Raw genomic sequence first — 19,065 nt, 5'->3', positions numbered from 1 at the left:
TCAACGTCCCTGGCGGCTATGTCCGTTATCGGCTGATATCGCCGGTGCCGTCGAACACCCCGCCGACACCGCGGCGATGACGGGACGACACCTCGGGCGGACGGAGGCCGGGCCCGCGGCAACCCGGCGATGCCACGTTCACCCGTCCGGTGAAGGCGGGCCGCCGTGTCGGTCGGGGTCGGGGGAGGGGCGCGCGGGTAGGACTGTGCCTGTCGGCGTTCGGGAACCCGAGGACGGAGTGCGCTGGGTGGCCGCATACCTTGACCGCGAGCAGGTGGGAACCGAGCAGGTGCCGGCGGAGGACAATCCGGCCGCGCCACCGGAACTGCTCGCACTGGCCCACGCGTACGGGGTGGACACCAGCTACGACGCCGGCGCCGGGCCCGTCCAGGTCGGGCCGCGCACCCTGAGCGCCGTGCTCGCCGCGCTCGGCGTGGACGCCGGCACGCCCGAACTCGCCGCCGACGCACTGGAACGGCACCGCGCCGACCAGGCCCGGCGACTGCTGCCCCCCACCGTGGTCGCCTGGCACGGCCGCCGCACCGCCCTCGACCTGCCCCCCGACGCCGAGGCGCGCGTCGAACTGGAGGACGGCGGCGCCTGGCAGTTGACGCACGACCACTCCTGGTGGCTGCCCGAGGACCTCCCGCTCGGTCGCCACACCCTGCACGCCGCCGCCGGCGAACGCACCGGCCGCGCCGCGCTGATCGTCGCCCCGCCGCGCATCCCCGAACCCCCGCACCGCAGTTGGGGCTTCCTCGCGCAGCTCTACTCGGTGCTCGGCGAGCACTCCTGGGGCATGGGCGACCTCGCCGACCTCGCCGAACTCGCCCAGTGGGCCGGAGCCGAACTCGGCGCCGGCTTCCTGCAGATCAACCCGCTGCACGCCGGCATGCCCGGCGAACCCTCCGACCCGTCCCCCTACCGCCCGTCCTCCCGCCGCTTCGCCGACCCCGTGCACCTGCGGATCGAGGCGATCCCCGAATACACCCGCCACGACCACGTCCGCGACCTCGCCCGCCGCGCCCGGCTGCTCCGCGAGGAAGTGCTCGACCACGACGCGCTGATCGACCGCGACGCCGTCCGCGCGCTCAAGCAAGAGGCCCTGGAACTCCTCCACACCGTGCCGCGCGGCGTCGGCCGGGAGGCCGCGTACCGGGCGTTCGTCCGCCGCGAGGGCGAATGGCTGGAGCAGTACGCGGAGTGGAACGCCCTCGCCGAGGTGCACGGCCCCGCCTGGCACTCCTGGCCGAAGGGCCTGCGCCACCCCGCCAACCCCCAAGTCGCCGCCGAGAAAGCCGCGTTGACGGACCGCATCGAGTTCCACCGCTGGCAGGCCTGGCTGGTCGACGAACAACTGCACGCCGCGCAGCGCGCCGCCACCGACGCCGGCATGCCGCTCGGCCTGATCCACGACCTCGCCGTCGGCGTCCACCCCGACGGCGCGGACGCCTGGGCGCTCCAGGACGTCCTCGCCACCGGCATCTCCACCGGCGCCCCGCCCGACGCGTTCAACGCCCACGGCCAGGACTGGGGCCTGCCGCCCTGGCGCCCCGACGCCCTCGCCGAGGCCGGCTACGCCCCGTACGCCGAACTGCTGCGCTCCGCCGCCCGGCACGCCGGCGCGATCCGGATCGACCACGTGATGGGCCTGTTCCGGCTCTGGTGGGTGCCGGTCGGCGCCCGGCCCACCGAGGGCACCTACGTCCGCTACGACGCGGAGGCGATGCTCGCCGTCCTCGCCCTGGAGGCCCACCGGGCCGGCGCCGCCGTCATCGGCGAGGACCTCGGCACCGTCGAACCCGGCGTCCGCGAACGCCTCGCCGAACACGGCGTCCTCGGCACCTCCGTGCTCTGGTTCGAACGCGACTGGAACGCCGGCGGCGAGGTCCTGCCCCCCGACCGCTGGCGGGCCGGCTGCCTCGCCACCCTCACCACCCACGACCTGCCCAGCACCGCCGCCCGCCTCACCGGCGACCACGTCGCGCTGCGCCACCAACTCGGCCTGCTCGCCCGCCCGCTCGCCGAGGAACAGCACGCCGCCGCCGCCGAACTCGCCGACTGGCAGCACGAACTCGTCCGACTCGGCCTGCTCGCCGACGGAGTACCCGTCATCATCGAGGCGCTGTACGCCTACCTGCTCGCCACGCCCGCCCGACTGGTCGGCGTCTGGTTGCCCGACACCGTCGGCGACCCCCGCCCGCAGAACCTGCCCGGCACCTGGGACCAGTACCCCAACTGGCGGCTCCCCGTCGCCGACGCCACCGGAACCCCCCGCACCCTCGACGCCGTCGCCGCCTCCCCGGGCGCCGCCGCCATCGCCTCGACACTCGCCCCGATGACGGGACACGCCGACAGGCGCACCCCGCCGGGCGAGCCGCTGTAGGGGGCCGGTACCTTGGGAAACGTGGACAAGAGGAACGCAATGCGCGCCGGTGCGGTCACCGCGGCGGCCACGCTGATGATGCTGATGTCGTCGCCCGCCATGGCGCTCGTACGCGACGACGGCGACGATCCGGGCACCGGCCTGAGCGTCGGCCAGACCCTGGGCCTGTTTGTCGCCCTCCCGATCGTCTCCTTCCTGGTGATCGCGGGCCTCTGCATGATCCCGGGTCGGAAGAAGTAACCCTCCGGGTCCCCGGACCCGAACGGCGACTGCCGGGGCGGCCAGCATTCCGTTGGCCGCCCCGGCAGTCGTCGTTGTCCGCTCACCCGGAGAACGCCGCGCGAGCCAGCACCTCCGCCGTCCGCGTCCCCGCCTCGACGGCCTGCCGGGCCGTGGTCGGCAGACAGCGGGCCCGCTCCGGGACGAACTCCGTCATCACCACACCGGCGTGATCCGCGGTCACCTCACTGAGCGACACCGGCCGCCCGTGCTCCGCCAACGCCGCCCGCAACTCGCGCGAACGCTCGACCGGCACCACCGGATCGGCCGTACCGTGCACCAGCCACACCGGCACCGGCGGCCCGCCTGCGCAGACGTCGTCGATCGGCACGGTGCCGGTGGACGGCGCCGCCGACCCGTACGCGCCGGCGATCCCCACCGCGGCGTGCGGCCGCCACCCGCCGAACGCGGCGGGATTCAGCGCCGCACCCACCGCGGCCTTGCCACCCAGCGACCAGCCGGCGAGCACGATCCGCCCGGGATCCCCGCCGAAGTCCGCCACCCGCTCCCGCGCGAAGACCGCCGACTCCCACAGCTGCGCCCGCCCGCCGTCCGGCGCGTCGGGACGCCAGTCCGGTACCAGCACGAGGACGCCCAGCTCCGCCGCGGCGCGGGCGACCGGCGCGAGCACGTCCCGCTCGTCGGGACCCCGGCCGTGCCAGAGCAGCACCGCGGGCACCGGCCCCGACCTGGTCACCGGCCGGTGGACGTCGATGAGTCCGCCCCCGGCCCCGTACCTGACGATCACTGCTGCGCCCCCTCACTCGTGGAGCCCCACGGTATCCGGCCCGCTCAGGGGAAGTCCGGGGTGCGCTCGCGGGCGCCGTCCGGGCGGACGGCGAGGGCGGGGACGCCGCGGGCGGAGAGCCAGCGCAGCGGGTCGGGCATGGCGAACGCGGCGGTGGCGAGGGCGTCGAGGCGGGCGAGCCGGGGGCCGAGCAGGGTGAGCGAGGCGAGAGCGGTGGCCGGGCGGCCGGTGTGCGGGTCGAGGATGTGCGGGCCGCGTTCGGCGGTGCCCGAGGTGGCGACGGCGAGGTCGTGCCCGGTGACGACGTGGGCGACGGCGCCGGGGCGGTGCGGGTCCGCGATGCCGATCCGCCAGGGGCCGCCCGCGGTCTGGACGTCGCCGCCGCCGCTGACGCAGTGCCGGCCGGAGCCGGCCTCGCGCAGCGCCCGGGAGGCCTCCTCGACGGCCCAGCCCTTGACGTATCCGCTCGGGTCGAGGCGTCCGCCGGGCGTCGCGGTGAAGTAGCCGTCGGTCTCGGCGGCGAGTTCCGCGCAGCGGTCCAGCACCCACCCGACCTCGGGGTCGCACCCGGCGAGCCGGACCTCGCCGCGCCCGAGCCGGCTGACGTCGCTGTCCTCGCGGTACGGCGAGAACACCGCGTCGATCCGGTGCAGGCGGGCGACGATCCGGGCCAGGGCGTCGGCGGTGCGCGGGCCGGGGTCGCGGACGGAGAAGGAGAAGACCGTCCCCATCACGTGCTCGACATGGGTGAGCGTCACTGCTTCGCCGCCTGGTCGAGGGCGCTCTGCAGGGAGCGGGTGTAGCCGTCGCTGGTGTAGGTCGCGCCGGAGACCACGTCGATGTGGGCGTTCTGCGCGGCCATCGCCTCCTGGTTGAGCTGCGGGACGGCGTAGGTGTTGATCTCCCGGTCGCGGCGGTCCCGGGTGGGGTACTGGATGACGTCGATCCTGCTGATCGCGCCGCCGTCCATGGTGACCCGCACCTGGACCGGCCCGTACCGGGTGTTGACGGCGGTGCCGGTGAGCGTCCGGGTGCCCCCGCTCTGCGGCGCCGCCGACGCCGTCCCTCCGGTGGCGGCCGGCGCGGGTGCGGGGGCGGTGGATATCGCGCCGGTGGTGGACGGCTCGTGCGGCTTCAGGGAGAGCAGCAGGACGACCCCGGCGGCGGTCGCGGAGGCGGTGATGACGGCTCGGCGCATGGCGGTGGGGGCTCCTAGAGGGCGAAGGACTCGTGGTGGATGCGGGACGGCCGCACCCCGGCGGCGCGCAGCGCGCGGACCGCCTCGGCGGTGAACGCCTCCGGCCCGCACAGGAACACCTCGTGCCGGCCGAGGTCCGGCACCAGCCGGTGCAGCGCCGCGCCGAGGTCGCCGACCTGCTCGCGGCTGCCGAGCAGCTCGTGCACGCGCCGGCCCCGGCCGCCGGCCGCGACCGCCGCCAACTCGTGCCGGAACAGCACGTCCTGGTCGAGCCGGGCCCGCTGCACCAGCGTCACCGGCCCGGGCAGCGTCTCGAACAGCGCGCGCAACGGGGTGACGCCGACGCCCGCGCCGAGCAGCAGCACCGGCCCGCCGTGGCGGCGGCGCGCGGTGAACGCCCCGTACGGTCCCTCCGCGCGGACGGCCGTGCCGGGCCGGAGCGCGGCGACGGCGGCGCTGTGCGCGCCCAGGCCCTTGACGGTGAACCGCAGGAAGTGCGGGTGCGGGGGAGCGGACAGCGAGTACGGGTTGGCGGCCCAGCGCAGCTGCGGCGCGAGGAACTGAAGACGGAAGAACTGGCCCGGCTCGGCCCGCAGTTCGTCCAGGCGCCGGCCGGTCAGGAAGACCGACACCACGCCCGCGCCCTCGGGCCGGACCTCGGCGACCCGCAGCCGGTGCCGGCGGTCGCGCAGGAACGGCCGCAGCAGCCGGTACCAGCCGAGGACGGCGGCGGTGCCGACGTACAGCAGGGACCAGGCAGCCTTCGCGGGCCCGTCCGCCAGGTCCGCGCCGGTGGTCAGCTGATGGCCGAAGCCGAGGGCGACGGCCAGGTAGCCGGCCAGGTGCAGGTAGTACCAGGCCTCGTAGCTCAACCGGCGGCGGGCGGCCCGGGCGGAGACCGCGCCGGTGCCGAGCAGCAGCAAGGTCCCGGCGGACGCCTTCAGCATGTCGGGGAAGTGAAAGACGATCTCCACGCCCTGGTTCCACAGGCCCTGACCGCTGGTCAGCGCACAGCCCCAGATCACCGTCAGCACATGCACGGTGACCAGCGACACCAGGTAGCGGCCGCCGAACGCGTGCCAGCGCGCCGTCCGGTCCGCGCCGACCTCCCGTTCGAGCAACGGGATCCGCGCCATCAGCAGCAGCAGGACGGGCGCGGCGTAGCCGGCCAGCAGGCCGGTGATCCTGCCCGCGCCGGTGAGCCAGTCCGCGGCGCCGGCGACCCGCGGGGTGTCGGCCCACCACAGGGCCAGCACCCCGAGCGCGCCGAGCACGATCACGGCGAGCGCGCCGCGGCGGACGGCGTCCGGCGGGAGGCCCCGGCGCGGGGCGGTGCGGCGGGCGGCCCGGCCCGGGGTGGTCAGTGCGGTCAACGGCCCTCCTTCGGCGGTGCTCCGCCACCGTGGCACCGGAAGCTCTCAGTTCCCTATGAAAGGACGCCGCCCCCCGGACCTCACCGACAGCGTTCACGCAGGTCACAGCGGTGACACCCGCTCCGCTGCGGTCGGACGATCTCACCGCTTTCTCATGCCGGAGCGCAAGAATGGGCCCATGCAGCACGCGGACACCCCCTGGCGGGTCCTGGTGGTCGACGACGAACCCGACCTGGTCGAGGTGATCTGCGGCGCCCTGCGCTACGAAGGCTGGCAGGCCCGCGGCGTCACCGGCGGCCTCGACGCCGTCACCACCGCCGCCGCCTGGCACCCGCACGCCATCGTGCTCGACGTCATGCTCCCCGACTTCGACGGCCTCGAAGTCCTGCGCCGCGTCCACCGCACCGACCCCGAGGTCCGGGTGCTCTTCCTGACCGCCCGCGACGCCGTCGAGGACCGCATCGCCGGCATCTCCGCCGGCGGCGACGACTACGTCACCAAACCGTTCAGCCTCGAAGAGGTCGTCGTCCGGCTCCGCGGCCTGCTCCGCCGCACCGCCCCGGCCGGCCCCGCCACCCCCGACACCCTCACCGTCGGCGACCTCCACCTCGACCCGACCGCCCGCGAAACCAGCCGCGGCGGCGAGAACATCGACCTCAGCCCCACCGAATTCGCCCTGCTCCGCTACCTGATGGAGCACCCCCGCCGAGTCCTCAGCAAGGCCCAGATCCTGGACGCCGTCTGGTCCTACGACTTCGGCGGCCAGGCCCACGTCGTGGAGCTCTACATCAGCTACCTCCGCCGCAAGATCGACGTCGGCCGCACTCCCATGATCCACACCGTCCGCGGCGCCGGCTACGTCCTCAAGGCCCCCACCGGATGACGGCCGCCGGGCGGCTGATGCCCCGCACCCTCCGGGCCCGGCTGGTGGTGGGCGTGCTCGTGCTGATCGCCGTGATCTGCGGCGGCGTCGCGGTCGCCACCGGGGCGGCCCTGCGGCACTTCCTGGTCGACCGGCTCGACCAGCAGCTGAGCGCGTCCGGCGGGCGCTACGCCACCAGCCTCGAACACCCCGACCAGAACGGTCACGACACCCGCGCCCAGTCGCCCGGCACCTTCGGCGCCCGACTGCTGAACGGCACCGTCACCCACGCCGCCGTGGTCGGCGGCATCCCGCCCGGCGACGACGACCCCGTGCCGATCGTCGGCGGCGGGGCCGGCGACGCCGCCGTCCCGCTCAGCGACGCCGACGTGCGCACCCTGCGCGCCCTCCCGCCGACCGGCCGGCCGCACGACATCACGCTGTCCGCGCTCGGCGACTACCGGACCGCCGCCGTCGTCGGCCACGACGGGGACGTGCTGATCACCGGCCTGCCCCTGCACCCCGTCGACGAGACCGTCCAACGCCTGCTGCTCATCGAACTCGTGGTGTTCGCCGCCGCGTTGGCCGTCGCCGCAGCCGCCGGCACGCTCGGCGTCCGGCTCGCGCTGCGCCCGCTGGAACGGGTGGTCGCCACCGCCGAACGGGTCTCCGCGCTGCCGCTGGCCAGCGGCGCGGTCGACCTCGGCGAACGCGTCCCGGACGACGACCCCGGCACCGAGGTCGGCCGGGTCGGCGCCGCGCTCAACCGGATGCTCGGCCACATCGGCGACGCGCTGACCCGCCGCCAGGACGTCGAGGAACGCCTGCGCGCGTTCGCCGCCGACGCCGGCCACGAACTGCGCAACCCGGTCGCCGCCGTCCGCGGCCACGCCGAACTCGCCCTGCGGCACCCCGGGCCGGTGCCCGAACCCGTCCGGCACTCGCTGGAACGGATCACCGCCGAATCACAGCGGATGGGCACCGTCGTCGAGGACCTGCTGCTGCTCGCCCGCCTCGACGCGGGCCGCCCACTGGCCGTCGAGGACGTCGACCTGACCCGGATCACCCTCGATTGCGCGGCCGACGCCCGCGCCGCCGCCCCTCTGCACCGCTGGCGGCTCGAACTGCCCGCCGAGCCCGTCACCGTCCCCGGCGACCCGCACCGGCTCACCCAGGTGGTGGCCAACCTGCTCGCCAACGCCCGCACCCACACGCCCGACGGCACCGAAGTCACCCTCCGCCTCGCCACCGACGCCACCGGAACCCGACTCACCGTCACCGACAACGGGCCCGGCATCCCGCCCGACCTGCTGCCCCACGTCTTCGAACGCTTCGTCCGCGGCGACCCCACCCGCTCCCGCCGCACCGGCTCCACCGGCCTCGGCCTCGCCATCGTCCAAGCCGTCGTCCAGGCCCACGGCGGCACCGCCACCGCCCACAGCACCCCCGCCGCGACGGTCTTCCGCGCTACCCTCCCCGCGCACCACCAGGGGCGCGAGGAACTGCGCGAAGGGGAACGCACCCACCTGCAAGATCGCGACCCAGGGCAATGACCTGCACGTGCTCGCGACCTGACGGACCGGCCGGCGCTTGCCGCGCAGCCCCCGGCCCTGCACACCCGAAAACGCCAGGGGCCCGGGAGAACAAGTCCCCCGGGCCCCCGCTCAGACCTCGCGTCAGCGATCCGCGGACTGGGCCTTCAGCGCCCGCTCCACGCCCGCCCGCGCCTCGACGACCTGGCGGCGCAGCGACGGCGCCGGCTCGGCGTCGGCGAGCCACGCGTCGGTGGCGTCCAGGGTGGCCTGCGAGACCGCGTACGCGGGGTACAGGCCGCCGATGATCTGCTGCGAGATCTCGTGGCTGCGGGTCTCCCACACGTGCTTCACCGAGGCGAAGTACTTCTCGGTGTACGCCGCGAGCAGGTCCCGCTGGTCGGGCTGCTGGAAGCCGGCGATGACGGCCTCCTGGACGTAGTTGGTGAGGGTGTCGGAGTCCACCACGGACGTCCACGCCTCGGCCTTGGCCTCGGCGGTCGGGCGGGAGGCGCGGCAGGAGGCGGCGTGCTCCTGGCCGGAGGAGGTGTTGTCGCGGGCGAGCTCCGCCTCGATCGCGGCCTCGTCGGCGCGGCCGGTGGCGACCAGTCGGCCGAGCAGGGTCCAGCGCAGCTCGGTGTCGACGGCCAGGCCTTCGATGCTCTCCGTGCCGTCCAGCAGGGCGGCCAGCAGCGCGAGCTGACCGTCCGTCCGGGCGGAGGCGGCGAGCGCGCGGGCCCAGGCGAGCTGGTGGTCGCTGCCGGCGGGGGCCTCGCGCAGCGCCGTCTCGGCGGCGGCCGCCCAACGCTGCAGGCCGGTCTCGCGCCACGCCGGGTCGGCGTACAGCTCCAGGGAGAGCTTGACCTGGCGGTGCACGGACTGGACCACGCCGATGTCGCTCTCGCGGCGCAGGCCGGACAGCGCCAGCGACAGGTAGTCGCGGGTGGCGAGTTCGCCGTCGCGGGTCATGTCCCAGGCGGAGGCCCAGCACAGGGCGCGCGGCAGCGAGTCGGTGAAGTCGCCGAGGTGCTCGGTGACGGCGGCCAGCGAGTCGGCGTCGAGGCGGACCTTCGCGTAGGACAGGTCGTCGTCGTTGAGCAGCAGCACGGCGGGCCGCTGCCGGCCGGTCAGCTGCGGGACCTCGGTGCGCCCGCCGTCCACGTCGAGTTCGATCCGGTCGGTGCGGACCAGGTCGCCGTCGACCAGCTCGTACAGGCCGATGGCGATGCGGTGCGGGCGCAGCACGGCCTCGCCGCGGGCGCCGGCGGGCAGCGCGGGGGCTTCCTGCAGGACGGCGAAGGACTCGATGACGCCGTTCGCGTCGACGACCAGCGACGGCCGCAGCACGTTGATGCCGGCGGTCTCCAGCCAGGCCTTGGACCAGGTGCGCAGGTCGCGGCCGCTGGCCTCCTCAAGGGCGCCGAGCAGGTCGGTGAGGCGGGTGTTGCCCCAGGCGTGGCGCTTGAAGTAGGCGCGCACGCCCTGGAAGAAGGCGTCCTGGCCGACGTACGCCACCAGCTGCTTGAGCACCGAGGCGCCCTTGGCGTAGGTGATGCCGTCGAAGTTGACCTGGACGTCCTCCAGGTCGTTGATCTCCGCCATGATCGGGTGGGTGGACGGCAGCTGGTCCTGCCGGTACGCCCAGGTCTTCATCTGGTTGGCGAAGGTGGTCCAGGAGTGCGGCCACTTGGAGCCGGGGGCCTCGGCCTGGCAGACGGCCTCGGCGAAGGTGGCGAACGACTCGTTCAGCCACAGGTCGTTCCACCACTCCATGGTGACGAGGTCGCCGAACCACATGTGGGCGAGCTCGTGCAGGATGGTCGCGGCGCGCAGCTCGTAGGAGGCGTCGGTGACCTTGGAGCGGAACACGTACTGGTCGCGCAGGGTGACGGCGCCCGCGTTCTCCATCGCGCCGGCGTTGAACTCCGGGACGAACAGCTGGTCGTACTTCGCGAACGGGTAGGCGAAGTCGAACTTGTCCTGGAAGTAGTCGAAGCCCTGCTTGGTGACGGCGAAGATGGCGTCGGCGTCGAGGAACTCGCGCAGCGAGGGGCGGCAGTAGACGCCCAGCGGCACGTTCTGCGCGCCGTTCCGGTAGCTGTCGAAGACGCCGACGTAGGGGCCGGCCACCAGCGCGGTGATGTAGGTGGACATCCGCGGGGTGGGCTCGAAGGTCCACACCCGGGTGTCGCCGTCGCCGGTGGGCTCGGGGGTAGGCGAGTTGGAGATGACGACCCAGCCGGCCGGGGCGGTGACGGTGAAGGCGAAGGCGGCCTTCAGGTCGGGCTGCTCGAAGTTGGCGAACACCCGGCGGGCGTCCGGAACCTCGAACTGGGTGTAGAGGTAGGTCTCGCCGTCGGCCGGGTCGACGAAGCGGTGCAGGCCCTCGCCGGTGTTGGTGTAGGCGCAGTCGGCGACGACGCGCAGCTCGTTGTCGGCGGCCAGGTCGGGCAGCGCGATGCGGCTGTCGGCGAAGTTCTCCAGCGGCAGCGGGCTGCCGTTGAGGACGATCTCGGTGACCGCGGGGGCGACCAGGTCGATGAAGGTGGAAGCGCCGGGCTCGGCGGCCGTGAACCGGACCACGGTGGTGGACCGGAACGTGCCGCCCTCGCGCGCCGAGCTCAGGTCGAGCTCGATGTCGTACGCCTCCACATGCAGGAGCGCGGCCCGGGTGCGGGCCTCCTCACGGGTCAAGTTGGTGCCAGGCACGCTAGGACTCCTTCGTCAGAGCTTGGTTACCGGGCATCCTCCCACGTGCGTAACGATCCGTGTTCGTACTTGACTGCCCCTCCGACAGGTACCGGAGCATAGGGTTCAGAAGTTGAAGCTGAACGCTGAACGAATTCAAGCGCGCCCTGGAGGGTCGAACATGTCGACGGACACACCGGGATCGCAGTCCTCGCTGCACCGGGCGAATCTCGAACGGGTGCTGCGGGCGGTGCGGATGGCCGGATCGCTGACCCAGGCCGAGATCGCCCGGGGCACGGGTCTGTCGGCCGCGACGGTGTCCAACATCGTCCGGGAGCTCAAGGAGTCCGGCACCGTGGTGGTCGCCGACACCTCATCGGGCGGGCGCCGGGCGCGCAGCGTCTCGCTCAGCGGGGACGCCGGGATCGTGGTGGGCGTGGACTTCGGCCACACCCACCTGCGGGTGGCGGTCGGCAACCTGGCCCACCGGGTGCTGGCCGAGGAGAGCGAGCCGCTGGACGTGGACGTCTCCGCGCAGCAGGGCTTCGACCTGGCCGAGCGGATGGTGGCGCGGCTGCTGGAGCAGGCAGGCTTCCGGAGCGACAAGGTGATCGGCGTGGGCCTGGGCGTGCCCGGCCCGATCGACCAGGAGACCGGGGCGCTCGGCTCGACGGCGATCCTGCCGGGCTGGACGGGCGTGATGCCCGGTCAGGAACTCGCGCAGCGCCTCGGCATGCCGGTGCACGTGGACAACGACGCCAACCTGGGCGCGCTGGGCGAGCTGGTGTGGGGCGCCGGCCGGGGCCTGGGCGAGCTGGCGTACATCAAGGTGGCCAGCGGCGTCGGCGCCGGTCTGGTGATCAACGGCCAGATCTACCGCGGCCCGGGCGGCACCGCCGGTGAGATCGGCCACATCACGCTCGACGAGGCGGGCCCGGTGTGCCGCTGCGGCAACCGCGGCTGCCTGGAGACCTTCGTCGGCTCCCGCTACCTGCTCAACCTCTTGAACGCCAACCACCCGGGCGAACTGACCCTCGGAAAGGTGGTGCAGCTGGCCCAGCAGGGCGACCTGGGCTGCCGCCGGGTGATCGCCGACGCGGGCCGCCAGATCGGCATGGGCGTGGCCACCCTGTGCAATCTGCTCAACCCCCGCCGGGTGATCCTGGGCGGAGACCTGGCCGAGGCCGGTGAGCTGGTGCTTTCCCCGATCCGGGACTCGGTGGCCCGGTACGCGATCCCCAGTGCCGCGCGCCAGCTGTCGGTGGTCCCGGGAACGCTCGGCGGCCGGGCCGAGGTGCTCGGCGCACTGGCCCTGGTGATGAGCGAGATGGGGGAGACGGGCGGGCTCTGAGCGGCCCCGTGGGGCGCGGAAGTGACCGTCCGGTATCGGGTCAGCCTTCAGGAAGATAACGAAAGGGTCTGAATCCCGAGGCCTGATGCTTTACTTATTGACGACAAGCTCGGTGACGGGGTTGACTCCTGCCCACCTCGCCGCAACGTTGCGGCTCTGTCAGGGAGGCACCCCTCACCATGAACGCAATGATGCGTCGCGTTGTCGTCGGCACCGCCGCCGTCTCGATGGCTCTGACCATGGCCGCCTGCGGCAAGGCCGGCAGTGACAAGAAGGACGGCGCGGCCTCGGGCAACAACAAGTCGATCGGCCTGCTGCTGCCGGAGAACGCGTCCTCGACCCGTTACGAGTCCTTCGACAAGCCGTTCATCGAGGCGAAGGTCAACGCGCTCTGCTCCGACTGCAAGGTCGAGTACAGCAACGCCGAGGGTTCTGCCTCCAAGCAGAAGCAGCAGTTCGACACCCTGATCGCCCAGGGCGTCAAGGTGATCATCCTGGACGCGTTCGACGCCAAGTCGACCCAGTCCTGGGTGAAGGAGGCCGCCGACAAGGGCGTCAAGGTCATCGCGTACGACCGCCTGGCCACCGGCCCGGTCTCCGCCTACGTCTCCTTCGACAACGAGAAGGTCGGCGAGCTCCAGGGCCAGGCCCTGGTCGAGGCCCTCGGCGCCAAGGCCGCCGACGCCAACATCGTGATGATCAACGGTGACGACGCCGACCCGAACGCCGGCAAGTTCAAGTCCGGTGCGCACAAGGCGCTGGACGGCAAGGTCAAGAAGGTCGTCTACGAGCAGAGCGGCGAGTGGAAGCCCACCGTCGCGGGCCAGAAGATCGGCGCCGCCATCTCCTCGCTCGGCAAGGACGGCTTCCAGGCCGTCTACTCGGCCAACGACGGCATGGCCGGCGCGATCATCACCCAGCTGAAGGCCCAGGGCATCAACGTCCCGGTCGGCGGCCAGGACGCGGGCCTGGACGCGATCCAGCGCCTGGTCTCCGGCGACCAGGCCTACACCATCTACAAGGCCTACAAGCCGCTGGCGGAGGGCGCCGCCGAGCTCGCGGTCAACCTGCTCCAGGGCAAGGACATCAAGGGCGTCGCCACCGCGACCGTCGACAGCGACACCGACAAGGGCATCCCGGCCACCCTGCTGGAGCCCAAGGTCGTCACCAAGGCGAACATCAAGGACACCGTGATCGCCGACAGCCTGTACAAGGTCTCGGACATCTGCACCGCCGACTTCGCCGCCGCCTGCACCGCGGCCGGCCTGCAGTAATTCCCGTCCGGCGGGGGCTTCCTGACCACCCGGAAGCCCCCGCCGGCCCCTTTTGTTCCCGCAGTCCCACCCCGCGCGTCCGGACCGGCGCGCGGGTCGCCCGTGTCGGAAACGTCAGGTCCGACACGGAACTCAAGGAGATGGTTCACGTGACAGGCGCACCCGTACTGGCGTTGCGCGGGGTCTCCAAGCGCTTCGGCGCCGTCCAGGCACTCACCGACGTGCAGCTGGAGGTCCATGCGGGCGAGGTCGTCGCCCTGGTCGGCGACAACGGCGCCGGAAAGTCCACCCTGGTCAAGACCATCGCGGGCGTCCACCCGATCGACGAGGGCGTCATCGAGTGGGAGGGCAAGCCGGTCTCCATCGGCCGCCCGCACGACGCCCAGACGCTCGGCATCGCCACCGTCTACCAGGACCTCGCGCTCTGCGACAACCTCGACGTGGTCGGCAACCTGTTCCTCGGCCGCGAGCTCAAGCGCTTCGGCACCCTGGACGAGGTCGCCATGGAGAAGCGCGCCCGCGAACTCCTCGACACCCTGTCGATCCGCATCCCGAGCGTCCGGATCCCGATCGCCGGCCTGTCCGGCGGCCAGCGCCAGGTGGTCGCGATCGCCCGCGCCCTGGTCGGCGACCCGAAGATCGTCATCCTGGACGAGCCCACCGCCGCCCTCGGCGTCGAGCAGACCGCCCAGGTCCTCGACCTGGTCGAGCGGCTGCGCGAGCGCGGCCTCGGCGTGATCCTGATCAGCCACAACATGGCCGACGTCAAGGCCGTCGCGGACACCGTCGCGGTGCTCCGCCTGGGCCGCAACAACGGCAGCTTCGAGGTGGCCACCACCTCGCACGAGGAGATCATCTCCGCCATCACCGGCGCCACCGACAACGCGGTGACCCGTCGTCAGGCCCGTATCGCGGAGGACGCCAAGTGAGCACCGAAACCCCCACCACGCCCACCCCGCCCGCCGTCGACCCGCGCCTGCTGGTCCGCAAGGAGGGCCTGGCCGGCTACTTCGAGGAGTTCGGCCGCAAGGTCCGCAGCGGCGAGCTCGGCTCGCTGCCGGTCGTGATCGGCCTGATCATCATCGCCGCCATCTTCCAGTGGAAGACCGGCTCCTTCCTCAACGCCGACAACCTCACCAACATCACCAAGTGGATCGCCGGCCCCGGCCTGATCGCCACCGGCGTGGTCTTCGTGCTGCTGCTCGGCGAGATCGACCTCTCGCTCGGCTCGGTGGCCGGCGCCAGCGCCGCGATCTCCTCGGTGCTCGCGGTCCGCCAGGGCGTCAACGAGTGGCTGGCGGTGCTGATCGGCATCGCGGCCGCGGTCGCCCTGGGCGCCCTGCACGGCTTCTTCTTCTCGAAGATCGGCGTGCCCGCGCTGCTGGTCACGCTGGCCGGCATGCTCGCCTGGAGCGGCCTGCAGTACCTGGTCATCGGCAGCCTCGGCACCGTCAACAACCTCAACGACGGCGTCATCGCCAACCTGGACACCTACTTCCTGGGCGACGGCGACATCATCTGGGCCTGGCTGTTCGCGATCCTCACCATCGTGCTGTTCGGCGCCGGCCAGCTGCTGGAGGCCCGCCGCCGGGTGGCCGCCGGCCTGCCGGCCCGCCCGATCGCCGAGATCGCGCTGCGCACCGGCGCGCTCGCCGTGGTCGTGCTGCTGGTCGCCTACGTGCTCAACCAGGACCGCGGCCTGCCGCTGCCGCTGGTGCTGTTCGTCGGCATCGTCGCGCTGGGTGACTTCGTGCTCCGCCGCACCACCTACGGCCGGCAGATCTTCGCGGTCGGCGGCGGCATCGAGGCGGCCCGCCGGGCCGGCATCAACGTCGCCTGGGTGCGCACCTCGGTGTACATGATCTCGGCCGGCCTGGCCGGCTTCGGCGGCCTGTTCATCGCCTCCCAGCAGGGTTCGGCGGACAAGGGCCTCGGCGGCGCCAACATGCTAATGAACGCCATCGCGGCGGCCGTCATCGGCGGCACCAGCCTGTTCGGCGGCCGGGGCAAGACCTGGTCCGCGCTGCTCGGCATCCTGGTCATCCAGTCCATCACCACCGGTCTGGACATGGTCCACGCCCAGCAGGCCATCCAGTACATGATCACCGGCGCGGTGCTGCTCGCCGCCGTGGTCCTGGACTCGGTCTCCCGCCGCACCCAGAAGTCCAACGGACGCGGCTGACCCGGCACCACCCGCAACCGCGCGACCGGCACACCTCCCCGCCATAGCGGGGCCGGTCGCGCGGTTCGGTGCTTTTCCGCCCCCGCCACCCGAACGGGCGACGGGGTTGCCCGCCGCACTGCTGCCGGGTAATGGACATTAGACTCAAGCGGGGCGTACGCCCTCCGGGCCCATGCGGGCGCGAGAACTTGGACGAGGAGGAACGGGTGGCCCTGCTGACCCGCATTCGGGGACCGCGCGATCTCGATCGACTCACGGCCGCGCAGCTCGCGGAGCTCGCCGAGGAGATCCGCGCCTTCCTGGTGGAGGAGGTCTCCAAGACCGGCGGCCACCTCGGACCCAACCTCGGCGTGGTCGAACTGACCCTCGCCATGCACCGGGTCTTCGACTCCCCGCGCGACCGGATCCTGTTCGACACCGGCCACCAGAGCTACGTCCACAAGCTGCTGACCGGCCGCCAGGACTTCTCCCGGCTGAAGATGAAGGGCGGCCTGTCCGGCTACCCCTCGCGCGCCGAGTCCGAGCACGACGTGATCGAGAACTCGCATGCCTCGACCGTCCTCGGCTACGCCGACGGCCTCGCCAAGGCCAACAAGATCCAGGGCCACAAGGACCGCCCCGTGGTCGCCGTGATCGGCGACGGCGCGCTCACCGGCGGCATGGCCTGGGAGGCGCTGAACAACATCGCCGACAGCCAGGACCTGCCGATCGTCATCGTCGTCAACGACAACGAGCGGTCCTACTCGCCGACCATCGGCGGCCTCGCCAACCACCTCGCCACCCTGCGCACCACCCAGGGCTACGAGCGCTTCCTGTCCTGGGGCAAGGACGCGCTGCAGCGCACCCCCGTGGTCGGCCAGGCGATGTTCGACACCCTGCACGGCGCCAAGAAGGGCCTGAAGGACTTCATCGCCCCGCAGGGCATGTTCGAGGACCTCGGCCTGAAGTACCTCGGCCCGATCGACGGCCACGACCTCCAGGCGCTGGAGTCCGCGTTCACCAAGGCCCGCAACTTCGGCGGCCCGGTCATCGTGCACTGCATCACGGAGAAGGGCCGCGGCTACCACGCCGCCGAGAACAACGACGAGGACCGCTTCCACGCGGTCGGCGTGATCCACCCCGACACCGGCCTGCCGGTCAAGACCTCCGGCAAGGACTGGACGTCGGTGTTCGGCGAGGAGATGGTCGCGCTCGGCCGCGAGCGCCGCGACATCGTCGCCATCACCGCCGCCATGCTGCACCCGGTCGGCCTGGCCCCGTTCGCCAAGGCCTACCCGGACCGGATCTTCGACGTCGGCATCGCCGAGCAGCACGCCGCCGTCTGCGCCGCCGGCCTGGCCACCAACGGCCTGCACCCGGTGGTCGCCGTCTACGCGACGTTCCTGAACCGCGCCTTCGACCAGGTCCTGATGGACGTCGCCCTGCACAGGCTCGGCGTCACCTTCGTGCTCGACCGGGCCGGCGTCACCGGCACCGACGGCGCCTCCCACAACGGCATGTGGGACATGTCGATCCTCCAGGTCGTCCCCGGCCTGCGGCTCGCCGCCCCGCGCGACGCCGAGCAGGTCCGCCTGCAGCTGCGCGAGGCCGTCGAGGTCGCCGACGCCCCCACCGTGGTCCGCTACTCCAAGGGCAACGTCGGCCCCGCCGTGCCCGCCGTCGGCACCGTCGGCGGCATGGACGTGCTGCGCCGTTCCGAGGCCGGCTCCGCCGACGAGGCCGCCGATGTGCTCATCGTCTCGGTCGGCGCGATGGCCCCGACCTGCCTGGAGGTCGCCGAGCTCCTGGCCGAGCAGGGCATCACCAGCACCGTCGTCGACCCGCGCTGGGTCAAGCCGGTCGACGCCGCGCTGCCGGGCCTCGCCGCCCAGCACCGCCTGGTCGTCACCGTCGAGGACAACGGTCGGGCCGGCGGCGTCGGCTCCGCGATCGCCCAGGCGCTGCGCGACGCCGACGTCGACGTGCCGCTGCGCGACTTCGGCATCCCGCAGGAATTCCTCGACCACGCCTCGCGCGGCGAGATCCTGGAGGAGATCGGGCTCACCGCCCCCGCCCTCGCCAAGAAGATCGAGACCCTGGTCAGCACCCGCTCCTTCGCGCGGAGCTGACCACCCGGAATCACCCTCGCGCACCGTCACGGGACCGCCTTTCGGCCCTGTGACGGTGCGCTTATTGTCGGACCGTCACACTCATTAGTGGACTGGCACTGACTACGCCCGTCCACGCCCGGTAGGTTGTCATCCGTGTCCCAGACCCTCACGAGCCCGCGACGTACCCTCGCCGAGCGCCTCCCAGAGCGCCTCCGCACCGGGTACTGGACCAGACTGGTCCCGCTGCTCGCCGTGCTGGCCACCCTCACCCACCTGCCGTCCTTCCTGCGGCCGGTGTGGAGCCCCGACGAGGGCTACCTCGCCACCCAGGCCCGGATGCTCGCCGACGGCGGCGTCCTCTACGACACCGTCGTCGACCGCAAACCCCCGCTGCTGCCCTGGCTGTACGAAGCCTGCTTCGCGCTCTTCGGCTCCGCCTCGCTCTGGCCGCTGCGCACCCTCGCGATCGTCGCCCACCTGGCCACCGCGATCCTGCTCGCCTCGCTCGCCCGCGGCCGCTGGGGCGACCGGGCCGGGCGCTGCGCCGGCGTCCTCTACCTGCTGGTCTCCATCGGGCTCTCGCCCGAGGACACCCAGGCCGCGACCTTCGAAGTCTTCATGCTGCCCGCCATGGTCGCCGCCTTCCGCTACGCCGAACGCCGCCGCTGGCTGGCCGCCGGCATCGCGGTCGCGCTCTGCTCGCTCACCAAGCAGACCGGCGGCGCCGTCATGCTCCCCGTGCTGTGGATGCTGCTCCAGGACACCCGCCGCCGCGGCGTCCGCTGGCCCCCCGCGCTCGCCAAGATCGGCTTCGGGTTCGCGCTGCCGATAGCGCTGGTCGCCGTCATCCTCACCAAACCCAAGGGCTTCCTGTTCTGGGTCGTCACCGGCTCCGGCGACTACGCCGGCCTCGGATCCAACTGGCCCCAGATGATCGGCCGGGCACTCGGCAACTCCGCCATCCTGATGAGCGCCGGACTGGCCTTCCTGCTGCCCTTCGCCCACCGCCTGTGGCTGCGCCACCGCCGACGACCCGTCCCCGCCCGCGGGCCCGAGCACGGCTCCACCGTCGACCTGTGGATGTGGCTCGCCTCCTCGGTGG

15 protein-coding genes are annotated in these 19,065 nt (G+C 72.8%); 10 read left to right on the top strand and 5 right to left on the bottom strand.

All coding sequences use genetic code 11. The features are described 5' to 3' along the window. Positions 1-247 precede the first annotated feature (247 nt). Together malQ and psbW are read left to right on the top strand one after the other, a co-directional pair. Entirely contained in the window at positions 248-2,386 is a 2,139-nt protein-coding gene (gene malQ, locus ACFV4P_RS31850; protein ID WP_380476970.1) for a 4-alpha-glucanotransferase, read from the top strand. 21 nt (positions 2,387-2,407) lie between these two features. After that, entirely contained in the window at positions 2,408-2,626 is a 219-nt protein-coding gene (gene psbW / locus ACFV4P_RS31845) for a photosystem II reaction center protein PsbW (protein ID WP_073814952.1), read from the top strand. An 82-nt stretch (positions 2,627-2,708) separates the two neighbouring features. Here the strand turns inward: psbW and ACFV4P_RS31840 are convergent, their stop codons facing one another. From ACFV4P_RS31840 to ACFV4P_RS31825, 4 genes are read right to left on the bottom strand one after another with little or no spacing between them, the layout of a single operon-like run. Continuing rightward, positions 2,709-3,413, bottom strand: a complete 705-nt coding sequence (locus tag ACFV4P_RS31840) for an alpha/beta hydrolase (RefSeq protein ID WP_380476967.1) — start codon at positions 3,411-3,413, stop codon at positions 2,709-2,711. A 44-nt stretch (positions 3,414-3,457) separates the two neighbouring features. Beyond that, positions 3,458-4,144 carry an FAD:protein FMN transferase gene (locus tag ACFV4P_RS31835; protein ID WP_380477033.1) on the bottom strand — a complete coding sequence of 229 codons (687 nt, stop codon included), beginning with the start codon at positions 4,142-4,144 and terminating at the stop codon, positions 3,458-3,460. A 23-nt stretch (positions 4,145-4,167) separates the two neighbouring features. Beyond that, positions 4,168-4,611, bottom strand: coding sequence for an FMN-binding protein (locus tag ACFV4P_RS31830; RefSeq protein WP_380476965.1), 444 nt, complete (start codon positions 4,609-4,611; stop codon positions 4,168-4,170). Positions 4,612-4,625: 14 nt separating this feature from the next. Next, entirely contained in the window at positions 4,626-5,984 is a 1,359-nt protein-coding gene (locus tag ACFV4P_RS31825; protein ID WP_380476963.1) for a ferric reductase-like transmembrane domain-containing protein, read from the bottom strand. Between the two features lie 178 nt (positions 5,985-6,162). On the opposite strand from ACFV4P_RS31825, the gene ACFV4P_RS31820 reads away from it, so the two are divergent. Further along, positions 6,163-6,867, top strand: a complete 705-nt coding sequence (locus ACFV4P_RS31820) for a response regulator transcription factor (protein WP_380476961.1) — start codon at positions 6,163-6,165, stop codon at positions 6,865-6,867. Next, positions 6,864-8,399 carry a sensor histidine kinase gene (locus ACFV4P_RS31815; RefSeq protein ID WP_380476959.1) on the top strand — a complete coding sequence of 512 codons (1,536 nt, stop codon included), beginning with the start codon at positions 6,864-6,866 and terminating at the stop codon, positions 8,397-8,399. Before ACFV4P_RS31820 ends, ACFV4P_RS31815 begins: the two co-directional genes overlap by 4 nt. A 123-nt stretch (positions 8,400-8,522) precedes the next feature. Here the strand turns inward: ACFV4P_RS31815 and pepN are convergent, their stop codons facing one another. After that, positions 8,523-11,087 (bottom strand): aminopeptidase N, encoded by a 2,565-nt coding sequence (pepN, locus tag ACFV4P_RS31810; RefSeq protein WP_380476957.1) that lies wholly within the window; start codon positions 11,085-11,087, stop codon positions 8,523-8,525. A 160-nt stretch (positions 11,088-11,247) separates the two neighbouring features. On the opposite strand from pepN, the gene ACFV4P_RS31805 reads away from it, so the two are divergent. The 6 genes from ACFV4P_RS31805 to ACFV4P_RS31780 all read left to right on the top strand — a co-directional run. Further along, positions 11,248-12,417: an ROK family protein gene (locus tag ACFV4P_RS31805; protein ID WP_380476955.1), complete on the top strand. Its 1,170-nt coding sequence runs from the start codon at positions 11,248-11,250 to the stop codon at positions 12,415-12,417. 179 nt (positions 12,418-12,596) lie between these two features. Further along, entirely contained in the window at positions 12,597-13,691 is a 1,095-nt protein-coding gene (locus ACFV4P_RS31800; protein WP_073814938.1) for a sugar ABC transporter substrate-binding protein, read from the top strand. 140 nt (positions 13,692-13,831) lie between these two features. Then, positions 13,832-14,620 carry an ATP-binding cassette domain-containing protein gene (locus tag ACFV4P_RS31795; RefSeq protein ID WP_380476953.1) on the top strand — a complete coding sequence of 263 codons (789 nt, stop codon included), beginning with the start codon at positions 13,832-13,834 and terminating at the stop codon, positions 14,618-14,620. Continuing rightward, positions 14,617-15,873, top strand: coding sequence for a sugar ABC transporter permease (locus tag ACFV4P_RS31790; protein ID WP_380476951.1), 1,257 nt, complete (start codon positions 14,617-14,619; stop codon positions 15,871-15,873). Before ACFV4P_RS31795 ends, ACFV4P_RS31790 begins: the two co-directional genes overlap by 4 nt. Before the next feature lie 206 nt (positions 15,874-16,079). Then, entirely contained in the window at positions 16,080-17,981 is a 1,902-nt protein-coding gene (dxs, locus tag ACFV4P_RS31785; RefSeq protein WP_380476949.1) for a 1-deoxy-D-xylulose-5-phosphate synthase, read from the top strand. Between the two features lie 135 nt (positions 17,982-18,116). Then, positions 18,117-19,065, top strand: a 949-nt coding sequence (locus ACFV4P_RS31780; RefSeq protein ID WP_380476947.1) for an ArnT family glycosyltransferase, incomplete at its 3' end; no start/stop codon positions are given.

It is taken from the genome of Kitasatospora sp. NPDC059795, from assembly GCF_042732175.1.
In the GTDB taxonomy this organism is placed as follows: Bacteria; Actinomycetota; Actinomycetes; order Streptomycetales; family Streptomycetaceae; genus Kitasatospora.
Note: the sequence above shows the minus strand (reverse complement) of the source record. Positions and strands in the feature narration are given on the sequence as shown.